Below are 23,738 nucleotides of genomic sequence, written 5' to 3' on the forward strand. Positions count from 1 at the left end.
GCCGCGGTGGACGCGGCCGACCGCGGCTGCTGACGGACGTGTAGGTTCTGCCGCATGGTGCGAAACGCGGAGCCGGGCGCGGTGGAGTGGGTCGAGTCGGGCGGCGGTCCGCTCATAGCGGTGCCGGAGACGGTCCTGTCGTTCTGGACCGGTGCCGACGGCGAGGAAACGGCCTCCGACTACGACCGGGCCTGTGAGGTCGACGGTCAGGTCGGCCTCCTCCCGGTCGGTGACTCGGCGGCCCTGGTCCTCGGCGACGAACCCGCCTCCACGGCGTACCTGCCGGGCCACGGCGTCTTCGTCCGCTGGTGCGCGGCCGACTCCGAGGACGAGGTGCTGGCCGGCGTGCCCGGCGCCCTCGACGCGGCCGACTGGCAGCCCGAGCTGACCTGGCAGGTGCCCGGGCCGGTGCTCCTGTTCGACGCCGCCTGGCCCGGCACCGCGTGCGACCGGGCCGACCACGTGCGGGTGACCCTGGAACCCGGCCGGTACGCGGTGCGCGCGGCCGACGTCCGGCCCGGCCCCGAGACCTGGCTGAACGTCGTACAGCTGCGGCGGCTCACCGGCCGGGAGACCCCGCGATATTGACGTGCGCCGGGGCAGCGGGCCGCCCCATCATGGGTGCCCATGTCCCGACTCGATCACCCCGCACCCGAAGACCTGCGCCGCGACCCCCTGCCCCTGCGCGGCCGGACCGCGCTCGTCACCGGCGCCAGCAGGCGCGCCGGCATCGGGCACGCGGTGGCGCGGCGGCTCGCCGCGTACGGCGCGAGCGTCTACCTGCACCACCATGTCCCGCACGACGCCGCCATGCCCTGGGGAGCCGACCGGATCGACGACGTCGTCGCCTCGGTGCGCGCGGCACTCGGTGACCCGGACGCCACCGTGCACGCCGGCCCCGGCGATCTGGCCGACCCCGCCGTGCCCGGCGAACTCCTCGCCAGGGCCGCCGACGCGCTCGGCGGACGGCTGGACGTCCTGGTCGCCAACCACGCCCTCAGCGGCTCCGACGGCACCCTCGGCACGATCGACGCCGGGATGCTCGACGCGCACTGGGCGGTCGACACCCGCTCGGTGCTGCTGCTCGTCCAGGCCTACGCCCGCCACCGTGCCGCGCTCGCGCACCGCACGCCCGGCGGACGCGTGGTGATGATGACCTCCGGGCAGGACATCGCCGGCGGCATGCCGGGCGAGATCGCCTACGCGCTGCAGAAGGGCGCGCTCGCCTCCATCACCCGGTCCCTGTCGACGACCCTCGCCGAGCACGCGATCACCGTGAACGCCGTCAACCCCGGCCCGGTGGACACCGGTTACCTGACCGGCGACGACCACAGGGCCGTCGCCGCGCTCTTCCCCGCCGGGCGGTGGGGCACGCCCGACGACCCGGCCCGCCTCATCGCGTGGCTCGCCACGGACGAGGCGGAGTGGGTCACCGGTCAGGTCGTCGACTCCGAGGGCGGCTTCCGGCGCTGATCCCCGGTCAGAGCCGCGACAGCTCGTCCACCAGGTCGTCCAGGCCCAGCGCCCCCTGGGAGAGCGCCGCCATGTGCCACGCCTTCGCGTCGAAGGCGTCGCCGTGCCGCCTGCGGGCGTTCTCCCGGCCCAGCAGCCAGGCCCGCTCACCGAGCTTGTAGCCGATCGCCTGGCCGGGGATCGTCAGGTACCGGGTCAGCTCGCTCTCCACGAAGTCCGCCGGTCGGCTGCTGTGCGCGCCGAAGAACTCCTGCGCCAGCTCCGGCGTCCACCGCTCACCCGGGTGGAACGGGGAGTCCGCCGGGATCTCCAGCTCGAGGTGCATGCCGATGTCCACGATGACCCGGGCGGCCCGCATCATCTGCGCGTCCAGATAGCCGAGCCGCTGCTCCGCGTCCGTCAGGAAGCCCAGCTCGTCCATCAGCCGCTCCGCGTACAGCGCCCAGCCCTCGGCGTTGGCGCTGACCATGCCGACCGAGGCCTGGTAGCGGGAGAGGTTCTCGGCGACGTGCGCCCACTGGGCGAGCTGGAGGTGGTGGCCCGGGACGCCCTCGTGGTACCAGGTGGAGACCAGGTCGTAGACCGGGAAGCGGGTCAGGCCCATCGTCGGCAGCCAGGTGCGCCCGGGGCGCGAGAAGTCCTCCGACGGAGGCGTGTAGTACGGCGCCGCCGCGCTGCCGGGCGGGGCGATGCGCGACTCCACCTTCCGCACCCGCTCGGCGAGTTCGAAGTGGGTGCCGTCCAGGGCCTCGATCGCCTGGTCCATCAGGCCCTGGAGCCAGTCGCGGACCTCGTCCACGCCCTCGATGTGCCGGCCGTGCTCGTCCAGGTGCGCCAGCGCCACCCAGGGCGTCTCGGCGCCCGGCAGGATCTTCTCCGCCTCCTGCTTCATCTCGGCGAGCAGCCGGTGGTACTCGGCCCAGCCGTACGCGTACGCCTCGTCCAGGTCGAGGTCGGTGCCGTTGTAGTAGCGCGACCAGCGGGCGTAGCGCTCGCGGCCCACCGTGTCAGGGGCACCCTCGATCGCCGGCGCGTACACGTCGCGCATCCAGTCCCGCAGCTCCACCACGGCCGCGGTGGCACCCCGCGCGGCCTCGTCCAGCTCCGTGCGCAGCGCGTCGGGGCCGGCGGAGGCGAAGTCCTCGAACCAGCCGCGTCCCTCACCCGTGTCCGCCCACTCGCCGAGCTGCTCGACGAAGGTCGCGGTCGGGCGCGGAGCCGCGTACAGCTTGCGTTCCAGGCCCAGGGCGAGGGACTCGCGGTACCCCGCCAGCGCGGCCGGCACCGCGCGCAGCCGCTCCGCGATCCGCGCCCAGTCCTCGTCCGTCGCCGTGGGCGTCACCGTGAACACCTCGCGCACCGCGTGCGCGGCCGTGCCCATGTTGCCGACCGAGCGCAGGCCCTCCTCGGCCTCGTGCACCGCGAGTTCGGCGGTCAGGCGCTCCCGCAGCAGCCGGGCGCAGCGCCGCTCCACGTCGCTGTCGCCGCCGGGCCGGCGCTCCGCCTCGTCCAGCCGGGCGAGGGTGGTCCGCGCCAGCTCGGCGAGGGCCTCCTGCCCCGCCGGGGAGAAGTCGGGCAGGCGGCTGGAGCTCCCGGCCACGCCGAGATACGTACCGGTGACCGGGTCGAGGGCGATGAGCTCGTCGACGTAGGCGTCGGCGACCTCGCGGGGCAGCGGGCTCTTGGTCTCTGACATGCGGACATCCTCATACGGATAGCGGTGCCGCGTCAGCCCGCTTCGCCCGGCCCGGTACCGCGGGCGGGCGGATTTCGCTCAGGGCGTTGCCACGGAGGAGGAGGGCGGCAGCAGGGGGCCGCACTCCCACTGCTGGAAGATCAGCCGGGTCTCGACGCGTGCCACCTCCTTGCGGGACGTGAACTCGTCGAGGACCAGCCGCTGCAGGTCCGCCATGTCCGCGACCGCGACATGCACCAGGTAGTCGTCCGGGCCGGTCAGGTGGAAGACGGTGCGCGACTCGGGCAGCGCCCGGATCCGCTCCACGAACGGCCCGACCAGCTCCCGCCGGTGCGGGCGCACCTGCACCGACAGCAGCGCCTGGAGTCCCCGACCCAGCTTCGCCGGGTCCAGCTCCAGCCGGTGGCCGAGGATCACTCCGGCCCGCCGCAGCCGGGTCACCCGGTCCAGGCAGGTCGACGGGGCGACGCCGACCTGGGCGGCGAGGTCGCGGTAGGTGGTCCGGGCGTCGTTCTGCAGCAGCCGCAGCAGATGAAGATCCACCGGATCCAGTACGACAGATTCGGCCATACGCCGAACGTAGCACGGCCTCCGACCCTGCTGACCCGTTGGCTGTTCACTCTTCCGCCCATGGACTCAGCGCGCATGCCCACGTCACCGTCCGACGACGCACGCACCACCGCACCCGGAAGCAGGGCACTGGCCACCGAGGCCGTGCACGCCGGCCGCGACGACCTCGCCCGCCAGGGACTGCACGCCCCGCCCATCGACCTGTCCACGACCTACCCGTCGTACGACAGCCGCGGCGAGGCCGCCCGCATCGACGACTTCGCCGCCACCGGCGCCGAACCGGACGGCCCGCCGGTCTACGGCCGCCTCGGCAACCCGACCGTCGCCCGGTTCGAGACCGCGCTGGCCCGGCTGGAGGGCACCGAGGCCGCGGTCGCCTTCGCCAGCGGCATGGCCGCCCTGAGCGCCGTCCTGCTGGTGCGTGCCTCGATGGGGCTGCGGCACGTCGTCGCGGTGCGGCCCCTGTACGGGTGCAGCGACCATCTGCTGACCGCCGGGCTGCTCGGCTCGGAGGTCACCTGGACCGACCCGGCGGGCATCGCGGACGCCCTGCGCCCGGACACCGGCCTGGTGATCGTGGAGTCCCCGGCCAACCCCACGCTGGCCGAGGCCGACCTGCGGGCCGTCGCCCACGCCTGCGGGTCCGTGCCGCTGCTGGTGGACAACACCTTCGCCACGCCCGTGCTCCAGCGGCCCGCCGAGAGCGGTGCCCGGCTGGTCCTGCACAGCGCCACCAAGTACCTCGGCGGGCACGGGGACGTGCTGGCCGGCGTGGTGGCCTGCGACGAGGAGTTCGCGGGACGGCTGCGGCAGGTCCGCTTCGCCACCGGCGGCGTCCTGCACCCCCTGGCCGGCTATCTGCTGCTGCGGGGCCTGTCCACGCTGCCGGTGCGCGTGCGGGCCGCCTCGGCCAACGCCGCCGCGCTCGTCGCGCGCCTCGCCGGCGACCCGAGGGTGGCCCGCGTCCACTACCCGCGCATCGGCGGCGCGATGGTCTCCTTCGAGGTGCACGGCGACCCGCACGACGTCATCGCCCGGGTCCGCCTGATCACCCCGGCCGTGAGCCTCGGCAGCGTCGACACGCTCATCCAGCACCCGGCGTCCATCAGCCACCGCATCGTCGACGCCGACGACCGCCGCGGCGCCGGGGTGAGCGACCGGCTGCTGCGCATGTCGGTCGGTCTGGAGGACGTCGAGGACCTGTGGGCCGACCTGGACGCGGCACTGGGGGAGCGGGTGGAGGCGGTCCCGCTGCGGGAGGCGCTGTCGCGGGCCGAGTGACGCCGCCCGCCGCCCCCGGGACGGTTACTCCCCGGCGATCCGCTCCGCCCGCGGCAGCCGCGCCGCCGCTCGGGCCGCCGCGTCCAGACGTGCGGTGACGACCAGGGTCCCCTCCTCGATCTGGTAGTCGAGGGGGAGGCCCAGGCCGCGCATCGCGGCGACCATGCCGGTGTTCGACGCCTGCGTGACGGCGTACACGCTGGCGCAGCCCGTCTCCGCGGCCATCGCCACGAGCCGCCCGAGCAGCTCGCCGCCGATGCCCCGGCGCTGCCAGGAGTCCTCGACGACCAGGGCGACCTCCGTCTCGTCGCCGTCCCACAGCAGATGCCCGAGCCCGACGATCCGGCCCGAAGCGGTCTGCACCGCGAGGGTTCGGCCGAAACGCGGGCTCAACAGGTGGTTCAGATAGCGGTCGGTGTCCCCGACCGGGCCGTGGTACCGCATCCCGAGGGTGCGGTCCGAGCACCGCTCGTGCATCGCCTTCGCCGCCCGCAGGTCACGGGTGTCGGCGCGGCGGACCGTGATGTCGTGCCCCTCGGGCAGCGTCAGCACGTCCCGGCCGCGCGGGAGGCGCGGTCCGAGCCGGGCGTCCAGTTCCACCAGCGCACGCGCGCGGGCGAACTCGGCGGGTGTGAAGGGCAGATACGGCCGCTCCACGCTGATCACTCCGCCCTCCGGTGCGCGCAGCCGCAGCACGGTGCCGTCGAGGTCGCCCTGCGCCGGGACCCCGGCTTCCGCGCGGGTCCCGGCGGGCAGCGACCGGATCGTGCACCGGCCCAGCAACTGACGCAGCGCCAACGGCAGTTCCGCGGCGTCCTGGGCCGTGCGTGCGGCCAGCCCCAGGATCCGGGTCGGCGCGTCGACCAGGTCGTGCGCGTCGGCCCGCTCGGTCCACGTGTCGGCGCCGCCCGCCGCCGACACCACCCCGGCCAGCTCGGATCCGCTCAGCCCGCCCGGGGCGCGGAGCAGGAACTCGTCCACCGTGCCGTCGGCCAGCGGATGCGTCTGGAGACTCAGGATGTCCACCCGCCGGTCGGCGAGCGCCGCGCACAGCACGGCCAGCGACCCCGGCTCGTCCCGCACGGTCGTCCGCATCCGCCACAGCGCGCTGTCCCCGGAGTCCGCCTCCGGCGCCCGGTCCGGCCCGGGCTCCGCCGCGACCCGGTCGGACGGCCCGGTCCGCAGTCCGGCGGACGGCGGCCGGGCGCCGGTATCCTCCGCCGGCGGCGCGTGCCCGTGACGCCGTACCCACCAGGTGTGGAAGCCCGCCGTGGCGAGCAGGGCGGCCATCGAGGCCACGAGCATGAGGCCCGGTGTCCCGAGGCCGTGCCCGGCCTCCTGCGCCAGCGCCCCGGTCACTTCGGACATGTATCGACTCATGCGACCACTGTGGAGGAACCGTGTTGCGTGATCACGAACGCCCTGTGACCGATGGGTAAAAGGCGCCCGCACCGCGCCGCGCACCGGGGGATGACGCCGGTGCGCGGCACACGCGACAGGCTACGTGACCTACTGGCCGACCAGCCCCGGCCGGAGCACCTTGGTGAAGAGCACCGTGCCGTCCTGCTCGCGCAGCCGCACCGTCATCTCGGCGCTGTCGCCGTCGATGTCGACCTCGCCGAAGAACTGGTAGCCGCCGGCGGGCGAGACGTTCGAGGCGGTCGGCGCCTTCACGAACACCCGCTCCGGACCGAAGGTGCCGTCGAGGGCGCTGGCCGGGAACGCGCCCGCGTTGAGCGGCCCGGACACGAACTCCCAGAACGGCTCGAAGTCGGCGAACGCGGCCCGCGAGGGCTGGTAGTGCTGGGCCGAGGTGTGGTGCACGTCGGCCGTGAGCCACACCGTGCCGGTGATCCGCCGGTGCTTGACGAAGCGCAGCAGCTCGGCGATCTGCAGTTCGCGGCCCAGCGGCGCCCCCGGATCGCCCTGCGCGACCGCCTCGACGTTGGCCGCGCCCTCGGTGGCGTCGGGCACGACCAGGCCGATCGGCATGTCGGCCGCGATCACCTTCCACACCGCCCGCGAGCGCGCCAGCTCCCGCTTCAGCCACTCCAGTTGCTCGCGGCCGAGGATGCCCTGCGGGTCGGTCTTCTGGTCGTCGGGGGAGTTGGCGTTGCGGTACGTCCGCATGTCGAGGACGAACACGTCCAGCAACGGCCCCTGGCGCAGCACCCGGTGCATGCGCCCCTCGCGCGCGCCGGGCCGCAGCGTGGAGACCGGGAAGTACTCGGAGAACGCGCGCCGCGCCCGGGCGGCGAGCACGTCCACGCTCTTCTCGGTGTAGCGTGCGTCCGTCTCCGCGACGGTCTGGCCGGGGTACCAGTTGTTGCGGACCTCGTGGTCGTCCCACTGGACGACGGAGGGGACCCGCGCGTTGAAGCGCCGCAGGTTCTCGTCCAGCAGGTTGTACCGGAAGTTGCCGCGGAACTCGGCGAGCGTCTCGGCGACCTTGGACTTCTCCTCGGTCGTGATGTTCCGCCAGGTGGAGCCGTCGGGCAGGGCGGCCGTCGCGGCGATGGGGCCGTCGGCGTAGATGCTGTCGCCGCTGCACAGGAAGAAGTCCGGGTCCAGGGCGCCCATCGCGTCGTAGATGCGGTAGCCGCCGAGGTCGGGGTTGATGCCCCAGCCCTGCCCCGCCTGGTCGCCGGACCACACGAAACGCACCCCGTCGCGCCGGCGCACCGGCACCGTGCGGAAGGTGCCGGTCACCGGTTCGCCGGTGCGGCGCGGGTCGTCCGGGTCGGCGAGCAGCACGCGGTAGTGGATCTGCTCGCCCGGCGGCAGCCCGCGCAGCCGGGTGGTGCCGGTGAAGTCCGTGTCCCGGCCGAGCAGCGGCCCGTGCCACCGGTGCGTATTGCGGAACGACTCGGTCGCGGACGTCTCGACGATCATCCGGGCCGGCCGGTCGGACCGCACCCACACCAGACCGGAGTTCGCCGTCACGTCGCCCGCCTGCACGCCCCACCCCGCGGCCGGCCGGCCTGAGCGGGCGAACGCCGGTGCCGACCCGAGGGCGGTGGGCAGGGTCAGGGCCGCCGACGCGGCGAGGGAGCCGCGCAGCACGCTGCGGCGCCCGGGGAACGGACGGTGGGACATGGAAGCGCCTCCAGGGGACGTGATCCGGCCGGTGTGCGCAGCAACACCTACTGGGGCGGCGCGGCGCCCGCGCGAACCCCGGGTGAACAACCGGCGGGCGTGCCCGGTCGAGGCACCTCACGGCCTCACCGGCCCCCGGGCCGCGCCGCCCCGGCCATCAGCCGCACCCCCTCGCGGATCCGGGCCGGCGCCAGGTGCGCGTACCCCAGTACCAGCCGCACCCCCGGGCCCGCACCGGCACCGCCGCCCGTGTGCCCGTACGCCGTCAGGGGCCGCACCGCGACACCGGCCCCGGCCACGTCCGCGAGGAAGCGCCCCTCGGGACCGTGCCGGCCGGGCAGCGCGGCGATGGCGTGGAGTCCGGCGGCGATCCCGGAGACCCGGGCGCCGGGGAAGTGCTCCGCCAGCGCGGCCACCAGCGTGTCGCGCCGCTCACGGTAGGCGCGCTGGCACAGGCGCAGCTGACGGTCGTAGTCGCCGCGCTCCAGGAACCGGGCGAACACCGCCTGGTCGAGGGCCGGATGCCCGAGGTCCGTGGTCCGCTTGCGCTCGACCACCTCGTCCATGAGCGACGGGGGGACCAGCAGCCAGCCCAGCCGCAGCCCCGGTGCGAGGGACTTGCTCACCGAGCCCGTGTAGGCGACGTGTTCCGCGTCGAGCCCCTGGAGCGCGCCCACCGGTGCGCGGTCGTAGCGGAAGTCGCCGTCGTAGTCGTCCTCGAGGACCAGCCCGTCCACCGACCGTGCCCAGTCCAGCAGTTCGGCACGCCGCCGGGCCGAGTAGGCGATCCCGGTGGGGAACTGGTGGGCCGGCGTCGTCACGACCGCGCGGACGCCCGAGGCGCGCAGCGGGCCGACGGCGAGGCCCTCCTCGTCCAGCGGCAGCGGCACGGCGCTCACGCCCGCCGACGCGTAGAGGGCGCAGTGCTGCGGGCTGCCGGGGTCCTCCACGCCGACCGCGCGCACACCGCGGGCGTGCAGGACACCGCCGAGCAGCGCCGACGCCTGCGCCACCCCGGAGACCACCACGATCCGCTCCGGGTCCGCCACTACGCCCCGGCGCCGCGTGAGCAGTTCGGCCAGCGCGGTCCGCAGCCGGGGCAGTCCGCGCGGGTCCGGATAGCCGAGGTCCTCGTGCGGCAGCTCCGCCAGCACGCCGCGCTGCGCGGCCGCCCACGCCGAGCGCGGGAAGAGCGAGAGGTCCGGTGTCCCCGGCACGAAGTCGACCAGGGCGCCGGGGGAGCGCGGGGCGAGATCACGCGTGCGTGGGACGGCGGCCCGCGCGGCGTCGCCCACCCAGGTCCCCGCGCCCCGCCCGCTGCGCAGATAGCCCTCGGCGGTCAGCTGCTCGTACGCCTCCGTGACCAGCCCCCGCGACACCCCGAGGTCGGCCGCGAGGTCCCGGCTCGACGGAAGGCGGGTGCCCTGGGCGAGCCGCCCCGAGCGGACCGCGTCCCGCAGCGCCGCCTGGAGGGCCCGGCCGCGCCCCCGGGCCGGTGCCGAGGCGGCGGGCAGCAACAGCTCCCACGCGGCGGAACCCGGCCGGCCGCCCGGACCGGTCGACGGCGTCACGAAAGCAGCCCCCCCGAACATCGCGTCCTCCCAATCGCCGCCACTTTACGAGGGGTTGGACCCGCCGATGCGTCAACCGGAGTGACAGACCACGGCGAGGGGGCAGGCCGGTGCCGGGCCCCGGGATCGTACGCGCGATCCAGGAGCGCCCGGGCCCCGCCGGTGAGGTCGTGCCGGGCCGGCCCCAGCTCCAGCACGGCCACCCCTTCCGGTACGAGGGGCCGGGCTCGGCGAGACGGCGGAGGGCGTCCGTCACACCGTGGTCGCCACCCGGTACGACGACGTGGTCACCCCGTACACCTCGTGCGCCCTCGAACAGGCCGGGGTGGCTGCGTGAGCCTGCCCTACGACCCCGCTGTGCTGAACGAGGTCCTCGGGGCACTGGCCTCCTGAGCGCGGCTGCCGTCCAGGATCACCCGCGCGACCAGCGCCGGATCGTCGTTCATCGGGACGTGGCCGCAGCCGCGCAGCCGCACCAGCCGGGCCCGCGGCATGGTGTGCTTGGCGCGTATGCCCTGCCGGGGCAGGAGCAGCCGGTCCCGGTCGCCCCACGCCACGGTCACGGGAATGCCAGGGACGTCGTCGGTGAACCGGACGCTCCGTCCGGCCCGGAGTGTCTCGGCGAACCCCTCGGCGTGGGCGAGCGCCAGCGTCTCGGCGACCACCGCCTCGGGGGAGCGGCGGCCGGGGCGGGCGTAGATCGTGCTGGTCAGAGCGGTGCGGCCGGCCGCCGTGCGGGACAGTCGCTCGACCAGGGGGAGAGGCAGGCTCCGGGCGGTCCGGCGCATCCCCGCCAGCACGGTGAAGGCGTAGCGCCGCTCGGCCTGCGACCAGAAACCGGCCGGGGACAGGGCCGTCACCGACCGCACCAGCTTCTCCCGCCCGAGCTCCAGGGCCAGCAGGCCGCCCAGGGAGTTGCCCGCGACGTGCGGCCGCTCCAGTCCCAGGGCCGCGCAGAAGGCGCCCAGTACCGCGTTCGTCGTGGCCAGGTCGTGCGGCAGACCGTGCGGCAGCGCGGGCGACTGCCCGAACCCCGGCAGATCCACGGCTGTCACCTCCCGCTCCGTCGCGAGGATGTCGATCACCGGGTCCCAGGCCTGGAGGTGGTGACCGATGCCGTGCAGCAGGAGCAGCGGTTCGCCGGCGCCCACGCGCGCGTAGGCGAGGGTGACGTCCTGCGGACCGTGCTCGGTCGGGGCGGTGAAGGAGAGCGTCGCGGTCATGGGGCTCCTTGTCTGGGACACGTGGTGCCGGGAGGGCGCGAACGGTGCCGGCGTTGCGTAGACAGAGTGTCAGTAAGAGCTACCGACGGGTAGCCCCCGGTCGACGTCGTTCCCGGGCGGCCCGTGACGGCGGCGGGTTGACCTGGACAACGGCCGGACGCGTCCGCTGGGATGGGACGGTGACCACCGACATTCCCACCGACGTCTTCGAGGAGCACCGCCCCGTCCTCCTGGGCGTCGCCTACCGCATGCTGGGCCGCCTCGCCGACGCGGAGGACGTGGTCCAGGAGGCCTGGCTGCGCTGGTCCCGGGCCGACCGGACCGACGTCCGCGAGCCGCGGGGCTACCTGGTGCGCGTCACCACCCGCCTCGCCGTCGACCGGCTGCGCCAGATCACGTCACGGGGCGAGACGTACGTCGGCCCCTGGCTGCCCGAGCCCTACGTCACCGGCTTCGGCGACGCCGTACCGGACACCGCCGAGCGGGCCGTGCTCGCCGACTCGGTCTCACTGGCCGTCCTCGTCGTACTGGAGTCGCTGTCACCGCTGGAACGGGCGGTGTTCGTGCTGCGCGAGGCGTTCGGCTACCCGTACGCCGAGATCGCCGCGGTGCTCGAGCGCGAGGAACCCGCCGTACGCCAGCTCGCCGCACGGGCCCGCAAGCACGTCGACGAACGCCGGCCCCGCTACGACGTCGACCCCGCGCAGCGCCGCGACCTCACCGAGCGGTTCCTCGCCGCGGCGGCCGGCGGCGACCTCGAAGGGCTGATGGCCATGCTCGCCCCCGGCGTCCGGCTGGTCGGCGACAGCGGCGGCAAGGCCAAGGCACCGGTGCGCGTGCTGGAGAGCGCCGACAAGGTGGGGCGCTTCCTCATCGGCGCCGCCCGCAAGAGCGCCCCGGACTCCACCGTGCGCTTCCTGGAGGTCAACGGCGGCCCGGCCGCGCTGGTGCTGGCCGGGGGCGAGCCCGACTTCGTCCTCCAGCTGGACATCGCCGACGGGCGCGTGCAGTCGGTCTACGTCATCCGCAACCCCGACAAGCTGCGGTCCCTGCCCACCGGCTGACGGCCGCACCCACCGGCCGCCCCGACGCCGGCCCCCGTCCGCGCGACGGGGGCTTCGCCGTCGTGTCGCCCGCACGACCCCGTACGAACACCCCGTGAACACCGCCCCGCTCCGCGCCCCTGCCCCGCGCACGGGATGGAGGATTGGTCTTGACCAAGGGGGTGGGCCGTCCTATCGTCGCAGAGAACTTCAACAACCTTTAATAAACAAGGGCGCCGAAACGCCGCCGGAGCACGGCGATTGCGGAGGACAGGGTGGGGACCACGCAGTTGGAATCGGTACCGGAGCCGAAGTACTGGCATCTCAGGACCATGCTCAGCGAGGCCCTGGACTCGGAGTTCTCGGTGGGCGAGGTCCTGCCCAACGAGCGTGACCTGGCCGCGCGCTTCGGCGTCGCCCGTGCCACGCTCCGCCAGGCCCTGGAGCAGCTCGAACTGGAGGGCAGGCTCCAGCGCCGCCGCGGCGTCGGCACCACCGTCGCGCCCCCGCGCGTGGGCGTGGCCGTCGGCCCCCGGCAGCACGCCTGGCCCGGCACGGCCGACGACGCCTGGCAGCCGGCCGACTGCGTCACCGCGGCACCCCCCGCGGCCGTCGCCGACGCCCTGGGCACCGGCCGTGACGAGCCCGTGCACACCGTCCGCCGCTCCCGGGTGAGCCACGGCCGGCCCGTCGCGGCGGAGCTGCTGTACATCCCGTCGGCGTCCGTGCCCGACCTCACCGCGATCGACGCCCCGTCCGGTGCCGCCCGCGCGCGTGCCGTGCTGCGCGAGCTGCAGCGGCTGGAGCTGGAACACCGGGAGAACGCCGTGGAGCTCGGCTCGGCCGGCGCCGAGGACGCCAAGGAGCTCGACCGTCTCCCCGGAGCACCGGTCCTGGTCGTCACCACCCGCTACCTCGCCGGCGGCCGCACCGCGGCGCTCTCCGTCGCCACCTACCGCGCGGACACCTGCCGGCTGACCTTCGGCGACTCGGGCGACATGGAGATCCACCACGGCCCGGAGAAACGGGCCTCCTGACCCACGACGCGGGCGGCCGCGCGGCGAGCGGTCAGCGGCGGGCCGTGGCGCCCTCCACCGCGAACAGCTGCTCCTCCACATGGTCGAGGGCCAGCCGCAGCGCACCGGTCGCCACGGCGGCCTCGCCGAGCAGCGACAGCGTCACCCTCGGCGGACGCAGGCAGTAGCGGGCCAGCTCCCGCCGCAGCGGCTCCAGCACGCCGTCCAGCCCGGCCGCCCACCCGCCGATGACGACCAGCTCCGGGTCCAGCGCCAGCACCAGCGCCGCCACGTCGTGCACCAGCCGCCGGAGGAAACGCTCGACGGCGGCGCGGGCCCGCTGGTCGCCGTCCCGCGCCTCGGCGAAGACCCTGGCGACCGCCTGCTCGTCCAGCGGATGCAGCGGCTGGTCGGTGGTGGACAGCAGCGTCTCCGGCGTCACGTCCCGGCCCAGCAGGTGCAGCGCGCCGATCTCGCCCGCCGCCCCGCCGTACCCCCGGTGCAGCCGGCCGCCGATCAGCGCGCCGGCCCCGGGACTCAGTCCCGCCAGCACGAAGACCACGTCGTCCGACTCGGTGGCGGCCCCCTTCCAGTGCTCGGCGACCGCCGCCGCGTTCGCGTCGTTCTCCACCAGCACCGGGCACTTGAAGGAACGGCGCAGCCGCTCGCCCAGCCGCAGCCCCGTCCACTCGGGCAGCGCGGTGCCCAGCCGCACCGTGCCGTCCGCCTCGACGATCCCCGGCGTGGCCGCCCCCACGGCCCGCAGGGAACCCCGTGCGACACCGGCCCGGCGCAGCAGCTCGGCGACCGCGGTGCGCAGCCGCTCCAGACGCTCGTCGGCCGGGGCGGTCTCCTCGACGTCCTTCGCCTGGGCGCCGATCACCCGCCCGTCCAGATCACCGAGGACCGCGGCGACGCGGTGCGGACCGATCTCGAGCCCCAGCAGATGCCCCGCCTCCGCCCGGAACCGGAACCGCCGCGCGGGCCGTCCCTGCCGCCGCGCCATGCCGTCGTCGGCGGCCGTCTCGACGACCAGGCCGGCCTCGATGAGGCCCTCGACGACGCCCTCGACGGTCGGCCGGGACAGGCCCGTCACCCGGGTGATCTCGGTCAGCGTCGCGCAGTCCGTGGCACGCAGCGCGTGCAGCACCACCGCGGAGTTGATCCTCCGCAACAGCGACGGATCCCCGCCGGTCAGCCCGCCCAACGTCCGTCCTCCCAGCTCGTGCGCGTGTTGGCCGGATCGTACTCGGCCCGCTCCCCGCGGGCGAGCGCCGGCCCGCACGTCCCCGGCCCGCGAGCGGGCCTCAACCCGGCGCCACGAAACCGGACTCGTACGCCGTGATCACCGCCTGCGTGCGGTCCCGCGCCCCCAGTTTCGCCAGCACCGCGCTCACATGCGACTTGACCGTCTCCGTGCCGACGACGAGCCGGGCGGCGATCTCCGCGTTCGACAGCCCGCGCGCCATCAGCCGCAGCACCTCGCCCTCCCGCTCGGTCAGCCGGGCCCGCTCCAGCACGGCGCGGGCCGCGCGGTTCCCGCCACCGTCCCCGTACTCCGCGGCCAGCTGCCGCACCGACGCGGGGAACAGCAGGGAATCGCCCTCGGCGATCAGCCGCACCGCGTGCACGATCTCCGCCGGCCGGGCCCGCTTCAGCAGGAACCCGTCGGCACCCGCGCGCAGCGCCTCGTACACGTACTCGTCGTTCTCGAAGGTCGTCACCACGAGGATCTTCGGCGGCTCGGGCACCGTCCGCAGCAGCGCGCGCGTCGCCTCGATGCCGTCCATCAGCGGCATGCGGACGTCCATGGCGACCACGTCCGGCCGCAGTTGACGCACCAGCGGGATGACCGCCGCCCCGTCGGCCGCCTCCCCGGCCACCTCGATTCCGGGCTGCGCCTCCAGCACGGCACGCAGTCCCGCGCGTACGAGGGGCTCGTCGTCGACGAGGAGAACTCTGACCGGCACCCGCCCAGCGTAGATCAGCCGAGCGGCAGCTCGACGTGGACCTGCCAGTCACCGGCGTCGTCGGGTCCCGTGTGCGCCCGCCCGCCCAGCAGCGCGGCTCGCTCGCGGATGCCGCGCAGGCCGCTGCCGCGTCCGGCCTCCGCTCTGCCGTCCGGCAGCGCATTGCGCACCTCCAGACCGAGGCTGCCGTCCGCCACCCGGACGCGGACCCGCACCGGGACCGCCCCCGCGTGCCGCAGCACATTGGTCAGCGCCTCCTGCAGGATGCGGTACCCCTCCCGCGAGACCGGACCCGGCACGGTCTCCAGAGGGCCCGTCACCTCGGCGTCGACCTTCGCCCCGGAGACGCGGGCGGACTCCAGCAGCCGGTCGGCGTCCACCAGCGTCGGCCGGCTGCTCACCGGACGCTCCGCCTCCCGCAGCACCCCGAGCACCCGCTCCAGATCCTCCAGGGCCGCCCGCCCGGTCTCCTCGATCGCGGTCAGGGCGCGGTCGGTGAACTCGGGGCTGCCGGCCGTGCGGGCGGCCCCCGCCTGGACGACGGCGACGGTCAGGGCGTGGCCGATGGAGTCGTGCAGCTCGCGGGCGATGCGCGTGCGCTCCAGGAGCTGTTCGGTGCGCTCCTCCAGGGCCACGAGGCGCTCGGCGGCGGACGGGCCGAGCAGCCGCCGCGCCAGGAAGGTGGCCAGCTCACCGAGGCCGACCACCGTCGCGTACAGGAGCAGCAGCGGAACGGGAACCAACAGCGCCCAGGCCCAGTGCGGTTCCGTACCAGCCACCACCGGCATGTCCTCGGGGGCGTGGCCGACGACGCACGCGGCGGCCGTGTAGGACAGGATCGGCAGCCAGACCGTGGCGAAGCCGGCCACGCACCCCAGGGCGATGCGCGCCTCCAGCCACAGCACGGTCCGCAGACGGTCGGACCAGGTCGTGGCCGGCCGCACGGAGAAGTCCGGCTCCCTCTGCCCCGGCGTCAGCATGAACCGCGCCTGGACCCCCTCGCCCACCCGCACGGCCGGGATCAGACCGACCGGGACCAGCACGAGCGCCGGCACCCACGGCAGCCTCGGTTCCACCCACATCCACACGCTGAAGGCCGCCACCGGCACCCACAGGTGCAGCAGGCGTGTGTACGTCGCCGCGCGCAGCAGCGGGCGCAGGAAGCGTGCCATGGCGCCATCGTGCCAGCGCCCACCGGCAACGGGCTCCCCCGCACGGGGGAGACGCCGCCCACCGACGGGGGAGGGCCCGCACCCGTACGACAGGTCACGCTGCTGTCATGACCAGCATCGACGTCCAGAACCTCACCAAGGAGTACGGCACCCGACGAGCCGTCGACGACCTCACCTTCACCGTCCGCCCCGGCCGCGTCACCGGATTCCTCGGCCCCAACGGCGCCGGGAAGTCCACCACCATGCGACTGGTGCTCGGCCTGGACCGGCCGACCTCCGGGACCGCGACCGTCGGCGGGCGGCCCTACGCCACGCTCCACGAGCCGCTCCGGCACGTCGGCGCCCTCCTCGACGCGCACGCCGCGCACGGCTCGCGCACCGCCCGGGACCACCTGCGCGTCCTGGCGGAGAGCAACCGCGTCCCGGTGCGCCGGGTCGACGAGGTGATGGAGGAGACGGGCATCGCCTCGGCGGCCCGCCGCCGGGTGAGGACGTACTCCCTGGGCATGCGCCAGCGGCTGGGCATCGCCGCCGCACTGCTGGGCGACCCCGGGGTGGTGCTGCTGGACGAGCCGTCCAACGGGCTGGACCCCGAAGGGATCATCTGGATCCGGGAGTTGCTGCGGCGGCTCGCGGCCGAGGGTCGCACGGTCCTGGTCTCCAGTCACCTGATGAACGAGACCGCGTCCTTCGCCGACCATCTGGTGGTCCTGGGCCGGGGGCGCCTGCTGGCCGACACCCCGATGCGGGAGTTCATCGACGCGCGCGTGCGTCCGCGCGTCCGCGTCCGCACCTCGGACGCCACCGCCCTGAAGTCGGTCCTCGCCCACCACGGTCACGACGCCGTGGAACACGACGACGGGTACTGGACCGTGCACCACGCGCGCGTGGAGGACATCGGCCGGGCCGTCTCCGCGGCGGGTGTGCCGATCCTCGAACTGGCCTCGGACGAGGGCACCCTGGAGCAGGCGTACCTGGACCTGACGGCCGGCGAGACCGAGTTCACCGCGCAGCCCGCACAGCCGCAGGAGGCCTGACCATGCACTTCACGCCCGTACTCCGCTCCGAGGCGCTCAAGATCCGCACCCTGCGTTCGCTGTGGGGCACGCTGTCGGCCGTGTTCGCGGTCACCACCGCGTTCTCCGCGCTGGCCGGTTCGTCCGGCACGTCCGACCCGGACTTCGACCCCCTGTTCACGGCGCTGTCCGGGGTCTGGCCGGGACAGATCGCCGCGATCGCCTTCGGTGCCCTGGCCGTGTCGTCGGAGTACCAGGGGAACGCGATCCGGCTCTCCCTGGCCGCGGTTCCGCGGCGCGGCCGGTGGTTCGCGGCGAAGCTCCTGGTCGTCGCGGTCCCGGTCCTGGCCGTGGGGCTGCTCACCGCCTGCGCGGCCCTCGTCGCGGCCAGGGCGGGCCTCGGACCGGCGGCGGACGGACTCACGGCCGGCGAGCAGGCGCGCGGCGTCGTGGGCTGCGGGATCTACCTGATGCTCATGGCCCTGCTCGCGGCCGGCCTCACCGCCCTGTTCCGCAGCGGCACGGCCACCCTGTCCACTCTCATCCCCTTCATCCTGATCGTCGCGTTCGTGATCGGGGACGCGGCGGGCGGCGCCACCAACTTCCTGCCGGACCAGGCCGGCCAGGTCGTCCTGCACCAGGCGCACGACGGGTCCCTGGGGCCCTGGACCGGGCTCGCGGTGACCGCGCTGTGGGCGGCCGCCGCCGTCCTCGCGGGGGCCTGGCGGCTGCGCCACCGGGACGCCTGAGCAGCGGACGGCTGACGCCCCGCCAATTGTCAGTGGCGGCCGGTTTACTGGACCGCATGGACATCGCGCAGCACATCGCGCTCATCGACGAGCTGTGCCTCCGGCCCTTCCCGGTGGAGCACGGCCCGTCGGGCGACGGCACGGGGGGACCGGGCCGGTTCGTCGTGACGCTGGAGAGCAGCCACGGCCTGCGCGGCGGCGACCGGGCGGAGCGGGCGGCGACGGTCGGGCAGTACGAGAAGTACAGGGACGCCCTGTACGAGCACCTGGCTCCGCGCTGGGGGGAGACGGACCCGTGGAACCTGCAGACGGTCCTGCTGCGCACCGCCGATGAGGAGATACCCGAGCCGTGGGCCGCTCTCTGCGCCCGCGCCCGCGTCGCCTACCTGTGGGACGCGGAGGGGACGGGGCGCTGGATCGCGGTGGCCGTCGCCGACCGGGACGAGGCGGACGAGGTGCAGCTGCTGGCCGTGGTCACGGAGCAGGCCCCGCCCTGAGGGCCGCTCAGTCCTCGGACCCGGCGGCGACCCGCAGCCGCGCGAACTCCTCCGCCATGGTCTGCGCGGTCCAGTGCGCGTTCAGCCCGCTGGGGTTGGGCAGCACCCACACCCGCGTGCCCCCGATCGTGCGCTCCTGCGGGCCCACCTGGGCCTTGCGGTCGTCGAACGCCGCCCGGTAGGCGGTGACACCGACGACGGCCAGCCGGCGGGGCCGCAGCCGCGCCACCTTCAGCGCCAGCAGCCGGCCGCCCTCCCGGTACTCCTCGGCGGTCAGCTCGTCCGCCCGCGCGCTCGCCCGCGCCACGACGTTGGTGATGCCCAGTCCGTACGACAGCAGTTCCCGCTGCTCCGACGGCTTCAGCTGCCGCGGGGTGAAGCCGGACAGGTGCAGCACCGGCCAGAACCGGTTGCCCGGACGGGCGAAGTGATGGCCCGTCGCCGCCGACAACAGCCCGGGGTTGATGCCGCAGAAGAGCACGCGGAGGCCGCCCGCGACGACGTCCGGTACGAGACGGTCGCGGGCGGCCTCCAGTTCGGCCCGGGTGAAGCGGGTCAGAGGATCGCTCCGGGGGTGTAGCCGGCCGCCGCCGGGTGCTGCTTGACGATCTCCTCGATCCGGCCGACGACGACGCCGACCTGACCGGCCGCGGCGCCGGTGAAGGAGAGCTTGTCGGCCATCAGGGCGTCCAGCCCGGCACGGTCCAGCGGGATGCGCTCGTCGGCGGCCAGCTTGTCGAGCAGCTCGTTGCGCTCGGCGCCCTGCTCGCGCATCGCCAGCGCGGAGGCCACGGCGTTCTCCTTGATCGCCTCGTGCGCGACCTCCCGGCCGACCCCGGCCCGCACCGCGCCCATCAGCACCTTAGTGGTGGCGAGGAACGGCAGGTAGCGGTCCAGCTCGCGGGCCACGACGGCGGGGAAGGCACCGAACTCGTCGAGCACGGTCAGGAACGTCTCCAGCAGGCCGTCCAGCGCGAAGAACGCGTCGGGAAGGGCCACCCGGCGCACCACCGAGCAGGACACGTCGCCCTCGTTCCACTGGTCGCCCGCCAGCTCGCCGGTCATCGACGCGTAGCCGCGCAGGATCACCATCAGGCCGTTGACGCGCTCGCAGGAGCGGGTGTTCATCTTGTGCGGCATCGCCGATGAGCCGACCTGGCCGGGCTTGAAGCCCTCGGTGACCAGCTCGTGCCCGGCCATCAGCCGGATCGTCTTCGCCAGCGACGACGGCGCCGCGGCCAGCTGCACCAGCGCGGTGACGACCTCGTAGTCCAGCGAGCGCGGGTAGACCTGGCCGACCGAGGTGAACGCCTGCGAGAAGCCGAGGTGCCCGGCGATCCGCTGCTCCAGCTCCGCGAGCTTGCCGGCGTCCCCGCCGAGCAGGTCGAGCATGTCCTGGGCGGTGCCGACCGGGCCCTTGACGCCGCGCAGCGGGTAGCGGCCGAGCAGCTCCTCCACCCGGCCGTACGCCACGAGGAGCTCGTCGGCGGCGGTGGCGAACCGCTTGCCCAGCGTCGTCGCCTGCGCGGCGACGTTGTGCGAGCGCCCGGCCATGACCAGCTCGGCGTACTCGCCGGCCAGCTTGCCGAGGCGGGCCAGAACGGCCACCGAACGGTCGCGGATCAGCTCCAGCGACAGCCGGATCTGCAGCTGCTCGACGTTCTCCGTCAGGTCGCGGGAGGTCATGCCCTTGTGCACGTGCTCGTGCCCGGCGAGGTCGTTGAACTCCTCGATCCGCGCCTTCACGTCGTGCCGCGTGACCTTCTCGCGCTCGGCGATGGAGGCCAGGTCGACCTGGTCGAGGACGCGCTCGTAGTCGGCGATCGCGGCGTCGGGCACGTCGATGCCCAGGTCCTTCTGGGCACGCAGCACGGCGAGCCAGAGCTGGCGCTCGAGCCTCACCTTCTGCTCGGGAGACCAGAGCGTGGCGAGCTCGGCGGAGGCGTAGCGTCCGGCGAGGACGTTCGGGATGCGGGGCTTGGCGGGAGCGGAAGTCACGTAAACGGATTCTACTGGCGATTCGTGCAGGCCAGCGCCCCGGGGTTGTTCGTCGGAAGCTACGAACGCCGCGCCGGCCGGGAAAGGATCACGTCACGTCCTCGTACGGCAGCAGCTCCGGGCGCTTGGGCGGCAGGCCGTCGCCGGACGAGCGGCCCGTCAGCCTGCGGCCTATCCACGGCAGCAGGTGCTGCCGGGCGAACCGCACGTCCGCGGTGCGGCGCATGATCCAGCCGGGCGGCGGCGTCGCCGGGATCGGCGCGTGCCACTGCGGGTCCTCGGGTGCGTAGCCGAGCGTCTGCCACACGGCCTCCGCGACCCGGCGGTGACCCTCGGCGGTCAGGTGCAGCCGGTCCACGTCCCACAGGCGCGGGTCGGTCAGCGAGTCCGCCCCGTACAGGTCCACCACCACGGCGCCGTGCCGCGCGGACAGGTCGTCGATGATCGCGAACAGCGCCTCCATGCGCGGCCGGAACCGCTCCAGCACCGGGCCCTGGCGGCCGGGGCTGCGCATCAGCACCAGCTGCTTGCAGTTCGGGGCCAGCCGCTCCACGGCCTGCGTCAGCAGGTCCCGCACCCGGGCCATGTCGCACTTGGGCCGCAGGGTGTCGTTGAGCCCGCCGACCAGCGTGATCACGTCGGCCCCCATGGCGGCCGCGACGTCCACCTGCTCGTCGACGATCTGACCGATCAGCTTCCCGCGCACGGCGAGGTTCGCGTACCGGAAACCGGGGGAACGGGCGGCCATCCGCGCCGCGAGGACGTCGGCCCAGCCCCGGTAGGAACCGTCGGGCAGCAGGTCGGACATGCCCTCGGTGAAGGAGTCGCCGACGGCGACGAGGCTGGTGTGGGTGGGGTTCGTCTGCATGGCGACGAAGATGGTAACCCGACTCCATACCCGCCGGTCGGTCGCCCTCCGCCGGGACGGCGGGGTCAGGTCCGCCGGCCGAACAGCTCCCGCAGCACGTCCTCCATGGTCACCAGCCCCGCCAGCCGTCCGTCCGAGCCCAGGACCGCCGCCAGATGCGTGCGGCTGCGGCGCATCGCCGTGAGCACGTCGTCCAGCGGCGTGGCCTCCCGCACCCGGGCGATGGGCCGCATGTCCCGCAGCCGGAACGGCTGGTTCCGGGGGGAGGCGTCCAGGGCGTCCTTGACGTGCAGGTAGCCGACGATCCGCCGTCCGTCGTCCACCACCGGGAAGCGCGAGAAACCGGACTCGGCCGACAGCCGCTCCAACTGCTCCGGCGTGATGCCCACGCGCGCGTGCACGACGCGTTCCAGCGGCAGCACCACGTCACGCACCGGCCGGCGGCCCAGCTCCAGGGCGTCGTGCAGCCGCTCCTGGGCGCGGTCGTCGATCAGCCCGGCCTCGCTGGCGTCCTTGACGATCTCGGCCAGCTCCCGGTCCGTGAAGGTCGCCGCGACCTCGTTCTTCGCCTCCACCCTGAGCAGCTTGAGCAGCGCGTTCGCGAACGTGTTCACCGTGAAGATCACCGGGCGCAGCGCGCGGGACAGTCCCACCAGCGGGGGCCCGAGCAGCAGCGCGCTGCGCACCGGCTCGGCCAGCGCGATGTTCTTCGGGACCATCTCGCCGAGCAGCATGTGCAGATACGTCGCCAGGACCAGGGCGATCACGAAGGAGACCGCGTGGCCCGCCCCCGACGGCACGCCGACCGCGTGGAAGACCGGCTCCAGCAGATGCGCGATCGCCGGTTCCGCGACGATGCCGAGGACCAGCGTGCACAGCGTGATGCCGAGCTGGGCCGCTGCCAGCAGCGCGGACACGTGCTCCAGGCCCCACAGCACGCTTTTCGCCCGCCGGTCGCCCTCCGCCCCTTCCGCGACGTACTGCTCCACCTGGCTGCGGCGCACGGAGATCAGCGCGAACTCGGCCCCCACGAAGAAGGCGTTGACGACGAGCGTCGCCAGACCGATCAGCAGCTGTACGGCGGTCACCGTCCGGCCTCCCCGTCGTCGCCGTGGCCGGCTGGTCCGTCGTCGCGCGGAGCGCGCAGCAGCACCCGGGCCGCCCGGCGCCCCGTCGCGTCCACGACGTCCAGCCGCCACCCCTCGAGGTCGACGGAGTCGCCGACGGCGGGGATGCGGCCCAGCCGGGCCGCGACCAGCCCGGCGACCGTCTCGTACGGGCCTTCCGGCACCCGCAGGCCGAGGCGGGCGAGGCGGTCCACCCGCGCCGCGCCGTCGGCCCGGTACAGCGCGTGGCCCTGTTCGTCGGTGCCGGCCGCGTCCAGCTCGGGGATCTCGTGCGGGTCGTGCTCGTCGCGCACCTCGCCGACGACCTCCTCGACGATGTCCTCCAGCGTGGCCACCCCCGCCGTGCCGCCGTACTCGTCGATGACCACGGCCATCGTGCGCCGCCCGGACAGCCGGTCCAGGAGCCGGTCGACGGTCAGGGACTCCGGGACGAGCAGCGGCTCGCGCATCAGCTCGGCGACCGGTACCCGGGGCCGGCGCTCGGCGGGCACCGCCAGCACGTCCTTCACGTGGGCCGTCCCCACCACCGCGTCGAGGGTCTCCCGGTAGACCGGGAACCGGGACAGGCCCGTCGCTCGCGTCGCGTTCGCCACGTCCTCGCAGGTCGCCCGCCAGTCCAGGGCGATGACCTGGACGCGCGGTGTCATCACGTTCTCCGCCGTCAGGTCGGCGAGGTTCAGGGTCCGCACGAAGAGTTCGGCGGTGTCGGGCTCCAGGGCGCCCTCCTTGGCGGAGTGCCGGGCGAGCGCCGCCAGCTCCTGCGGCCCGCGCGCGGACGCGAGCTCCTCCGCGGGCTCCACGCCGAGGCGGCGCACGACGCGGTTGGCCGAATTGTTCAGATGGGTGATGAAGGGCCGGAAGGCCGTGCTGAACCAGCGCTGCGGACCGCCCACCCGCTTGGCGACGGCCAGCGGCGAGGAGATCGCCCAGTTCTTCGGCACCAGCTCGCCGACGATCATCAGGAAGACCGTGGACAGGGCGGTGCCCAGCACCAGCGCCAGCGAGGAGGCCGCCGAACGGGACATCCCGGCGTCCTCCAGCGGGCCGGCGATGAGCGCCGCGACCGACGGCTCGGCGAGCATGCCGACCACCAGGTTGGTGACCGTGATGCCCAGCTGAGCCCCGGACAGCTGGAACGTCAGGTTCCGCACGCCCTTCAACGCGCTCGCCGCGCCCCGCTCGCCGCGCGCGGCGGCGCGCTCCAGTTCGCCGCGCTCGACGGTGGTCAGCGAGAACTCGGCCGCGACGAAGGCGCCGCACGCGAGCGAGAGCAGGACCGCCACCAGCAGCAGGAGCACTTCGGTCATCGGGTCACCTCGGCTCCATGATCGGACAGGACGTGGAGGTTCGCGCGATGTCGTGCGCCGGGACA

At 74.4% G+C, this 23,738-nt stretch carries 22 protein-coding genes; 8 read left to right on the forward strand and 14 right to left on the reverse strand.

Going from position 1 to position 23,738, the window contains the following annotated elements; genetic code table 11:
- The first annotated feature begins 54 nt into the window (after nucleotides 1-54).
- Entirely contained in the window at nucleotides 55-588 is a 534-nt protein-coding gene (locus tag ACGF3H_RS23505; RefSeq protein ID WP_362487683.1) for an immunity 21 family protein, read from the forward strand.
- Nucleotides 589-627: 39 nt separating this feature from the next.
- Nucleotides 628-1,473, forward strand: a complete 846-nt coding sequence (locus ACGF3H_RS23510; protein WP_362487681.1) for an SDR family oxidoreductase — start codon at nucleotides 628-630, stop codon at nucleotides 1,471-1,473.
- A 7-nt stretch (nucleotides 1,474-1,480) separates the two neighbouring features.
- Here the strand turns inward: ACGF3H_RS23510 and ACGF3H_RS23515 are convergent, their stop codons facing one another.
- On the reverse strand, nucleotides 1,481-3,169 hold the full coding sequence (locus tag ACGF3H_RS23515; RefSeq protein WP_362487679.1) for a DUF885 domain-containing protein: 1,689 nt from the start codon (nucleotides 3,167-3,169) through the stop codon (nucleotides 1,481-1,483).
- Between the two features lie 78 nt (nucleotides 3,170-3,247).
- Nucleotides 3,248-3,739 (reverse strand): Lrp/AsnC family transcriptional regulator, encoded by a 492-nt coding sequence (locus ACGF3H_RS23520; RefSeq protein ID WP_362487676.1) that lies wholly within the window; start codon nucleotides 3,737-3,739, stop codon nucleotides 3,248-3,250.
- Nucleotides 3,740-3,799: 60 nt separating this feature from the next.
- Here ACGF3H_RS23520 and ACGF3H_RS23525 point away from each other — a divergent pair, with 60 nt between their 5' ends.
- Complete coding sequence (locus tag ACGF3H_RS23525) at nucleotides 3,800-5,020, forward strand: PLP-dependent transferase (RefSeq protein ID WP_362487674.1); 1,221 nt, start codon at nucleotides 3,800-3,802, stop codon at nucleotides 5,018-5,020.
- A 24-nt stretch (nucleotides 5,021-5,044) separates the two neighbouring features.
- On the opposite strand, the gene ACGF3H_RS23530 is transcribed toward ACGF3H_RS23525, so the two are convergent.
- From ACGF3H_RS23530 to ACGF3H_RS23545, 4 genes are all read right to left on the reverse strand, one after another.
- Nucleotides 5,045-6,388 carry a GNAT family N-acetyltransferase gene (locus ACGF3H_RS23530; RefSeq protein WP_362487891.1) on the reverse strand — a complete coding sequence of 448 codons (1,344 nt, stop codon included), beginning with the start codon at nucleotides 6,386-6,388 and terminating at the stop codon, nucleotides 5,045-5,047.
- 141 nt (nucleotides 6,389-6,529) lie between these two features.
- Nucleotides 6,530-8,116: an alkaline phosphatase D family protein gene (locus ACGF3H_RS23535; RefSeq protein WP_393816529.1), complete on the reverse strand. Its 1,587-nt coding sequence runs from the start codon at nucleotides 8,114-8,116 to the stop codon at nucleotides 6,530-6,532.
- Between the two features lie 125 nt (nucleotides 8,117-8,241).
- Nucleotides 8,242-9,708 carry a PLP-dependent aminotransferase family protein gene (locus ACGF3H_RS23540; protein WP_362487670.1) on the reverse strand — a complete coding sequence of 489 codons (1,467 nt, stop codon included), beginning with the start codon at nucleotides 9,706-9,708 and terminating at the stop codon, nucleotides 8,242-8,244.
- 323 nt (nucleotides 9,709-10,031) lie between these two features.
- A complete protein-coding gene (locus ACGF3H_RS23545) occupies nucleotides 10,032-10,910 on the reverse strand; it encodes an alpha/beta fold hydrolase (protein ID WP_362487668.1) in 879 nt (292 codons plus the stop codon).
- 179 nt (nucleotides 10,911-11,089) lie between these two features.
- On the opposite strand from ACGF3H_RS23545, the gene sigJ reads away from it, so the two are divergent.
- Both sigJ and ACGF3H_RS23555 read left to right on the forward strand, forming a co-directional pair.
- Complete coding sequence (gene sigJ / locus ACGF3H_RS23550; RefSeq protein ID WP_362487666.1) at nucleotides 11,090-11,974, forward strand: RNA polymerase sigma factor SigJ; 885 nt, start codon at nucleotides 11,090-11,092, stop codon at nucleotides 11,972-11,974.
- A 254-nt stretch (nucleotides 11,975-12,228) separates the two neighbouring features.
- Nucleotides 12,229-12,990: a GntR family transcriptional regulator gene (locus ACGF3H_RS23555; RefSeq protein WP_362487664.1), complete on the forward strand. Its 762-nt coding sequence runs from the start codon at nucleotides 12,229-12,231 to the stop codon at nucleotides 12,988-12,990.
- Between the two features lie 31 nt (nucleotides 12,991-13,021).
- Here the strand turns inward: ACGF3H_RS23555 and ACGF3H_RS23560 are convergent, their stop codons facing one another.
- The 3 genes from ACGF3H_RS23560 to ACGF3H_RS23570 form a co-directional block, all read right to left on the reverse strand.
- Nucleotides 13,022-14,176, reverse strand: coding sequence for an ROK family transcriptional regulator (locus ACGF3H_RS23560; RefSeq protein WP_362487662.1), 1,155 nt, complete (start codon nucleotides 14,174-14,176; stop codon nucleotides 13,022-13,024).
- Nucleotides 14,177-14,276: 100 nt separating this feature from the next.
- Entirely contained in the window at nucleotides 14,277-14,939 is a 663-nt protein-coding gene (locus tag ACGF3H_RS23565; RefSeq protein ID WP_362487659.1) for a response regulator transcription factor, read from the reverse strand.
- 14 nt (nucleotides 14,940-14,953) lie between these two features.
- Nucleotides 14,954-16,111, reverse strand: a complete 1,158-nt coding sequence (locus ACGF3H_RS23570; RefSeq protein ID WP_362487657.1) for a histidine kinase — start codon at nucleotides 16,109-16,111, stop codon at nucleotides 14,954-14,956.
- A 107-nt stretch (nucleotides 16,112-16,218) separates the two neighbouring features.
- Between ACGF3H_RS23570 and ACGF3H_RS23575 the strand changes: the two genes are divergently transcribed.
- Genes ACGF3H_RS23575 through ACGF3H_RS23585 form a run of 3 tightly spaced genes read left to right on the forward strand, consistent with a single transcriptional unit; the run spans nucleotide 16,219 to nucleotide 18,373 of the window.
- Nucleotides 16,219-17,148: an ABC transporter ATP-binding protein gene (locus tag ACGF3H_RS23575; protein WP_362487655.1), complete on the forward strand. Its 930-nt coding sequence runs from the start codon at nucleotides 16,219-16,221 to the stop codon at nucleotides 17,146-17,148.
- 2 nt (nucleotides 17,149-17,150) lie between these two features.
- On the forward strand, nucleotides 17,151-17,876 hold the full coding sequence (locus tag ACGF3H_RS23580; RefSeq protein ID WP_362487653.1) for an ABC transporter permease: 726 nt from the start codon (nucleotides 17,151-17,153) through the stop codon (nucleotides 17,874-17,876).
- Between the two features lie 56 nt (nucleotides 17,877-17,932).
- On the forward strand, nucleotides 17,933-18,373 hold the full coding sequence (locus ACGF3H_RS23585) for a hypothetical protein (RefSeq protein WP_362487651.1): 441 nt from the start codon (nucleotides 17,933-17,935) through the stop codon (nucleotides 18,371-18,373).
- A 7-nt stretch (nucleotides 18,374-18,380) separates the two neighbouring features.
- Here the strand turns inward: ACGF3H_RS23585 and mug are convergent, their stop codons facing one another.
- The 5 genes from mug to ACGF3H_RS23610 all read right to left on the reverse strand — a co-directional run bounded on the left by mug (nucleotide 18,381) and on the right by ACGF3H_RS23610 (nucleotide 23,673).
- Nucleotides 18,381-18,932, reverse strand: coding sequence for a G/U mismatch-specific DNA glycosylase (gene mug / locus ACGF3H_RS23590; RefSeq protein WP_362487889.1), 552 nt, complete (start codon nucleotides 18,930-18,932; stop codon nucleotides 18,381-18,383).
- The gene (purB, locus tag ACGF3H_RS23595; protein WP_362487649.1) at nucleotides 18,929-20,371 is read right to left on the reverse strand and encodes an adenylosuccinate lyase; all 1,443 of its coding nucleotides are present in this window, start codon (nucleotides 20,369-20,371) and stop codon (nucleotides 18,929-18,931) included. The genes mug and purB overlap by 4 nt, the downstream gene beginning before the upstream one ends.
- A gap of 88 nt (nucleotides 20,372-20,459) precedes the next feature.
- Nucleotides 20,460-21,239, reverse strand: coding sequence for an SGNH/GDSL hydrolase family protein (locus ACGF3H_RS23600; protein WP_362487646.1), 780 nt, complete (start codon nucleotides 21,237-21,239; stop codon nucleotides 20,460-20,462).
- A 65-nt stretch (nucleotides 21,240-21,304) separates the two neighbouring features.
- The gene (locus tag ACGF3H_RS23605; protein ID WP_362487644.1) at nucleotides 21,305-22,327 is read right to left on the reverse strand and encodes a hemolysin family protein; all 1,023 of its coding nucleotides are present in this window, start codon (nucleotides 22,325-22,327) and stop codon (nucleotides 21,305-21,307) included.
- Nucleotides 22,324-23,673, reverse strand: a complete 1,350-nt coding sequence (locus ACGF3H_RS23610) for a hemolysin family protein (protein WP_362487642.1) — start codon at nucleotides 23,671-23,673, stop codon at nucleotides 22,324-22,326. The genes ACGF3H_RS23605 and ACGF3H_RS23610 overlap by 4 nt, the downstream gene beginning before the upstream one ends.
- Between the last annotated feature and the right edge of the window lie 65 nt (nucleotides 23,674-23,738).

The sequence above is a fragment of the Streptomyces sp. NPDC048185 genome, assembly GCF_043202495.1.
Taxonomy (GTDB): Bacteria; Actinomycetota; Actinomycetes; order Streptomycetales; family Streptomycetaceae; genus Streptomyces.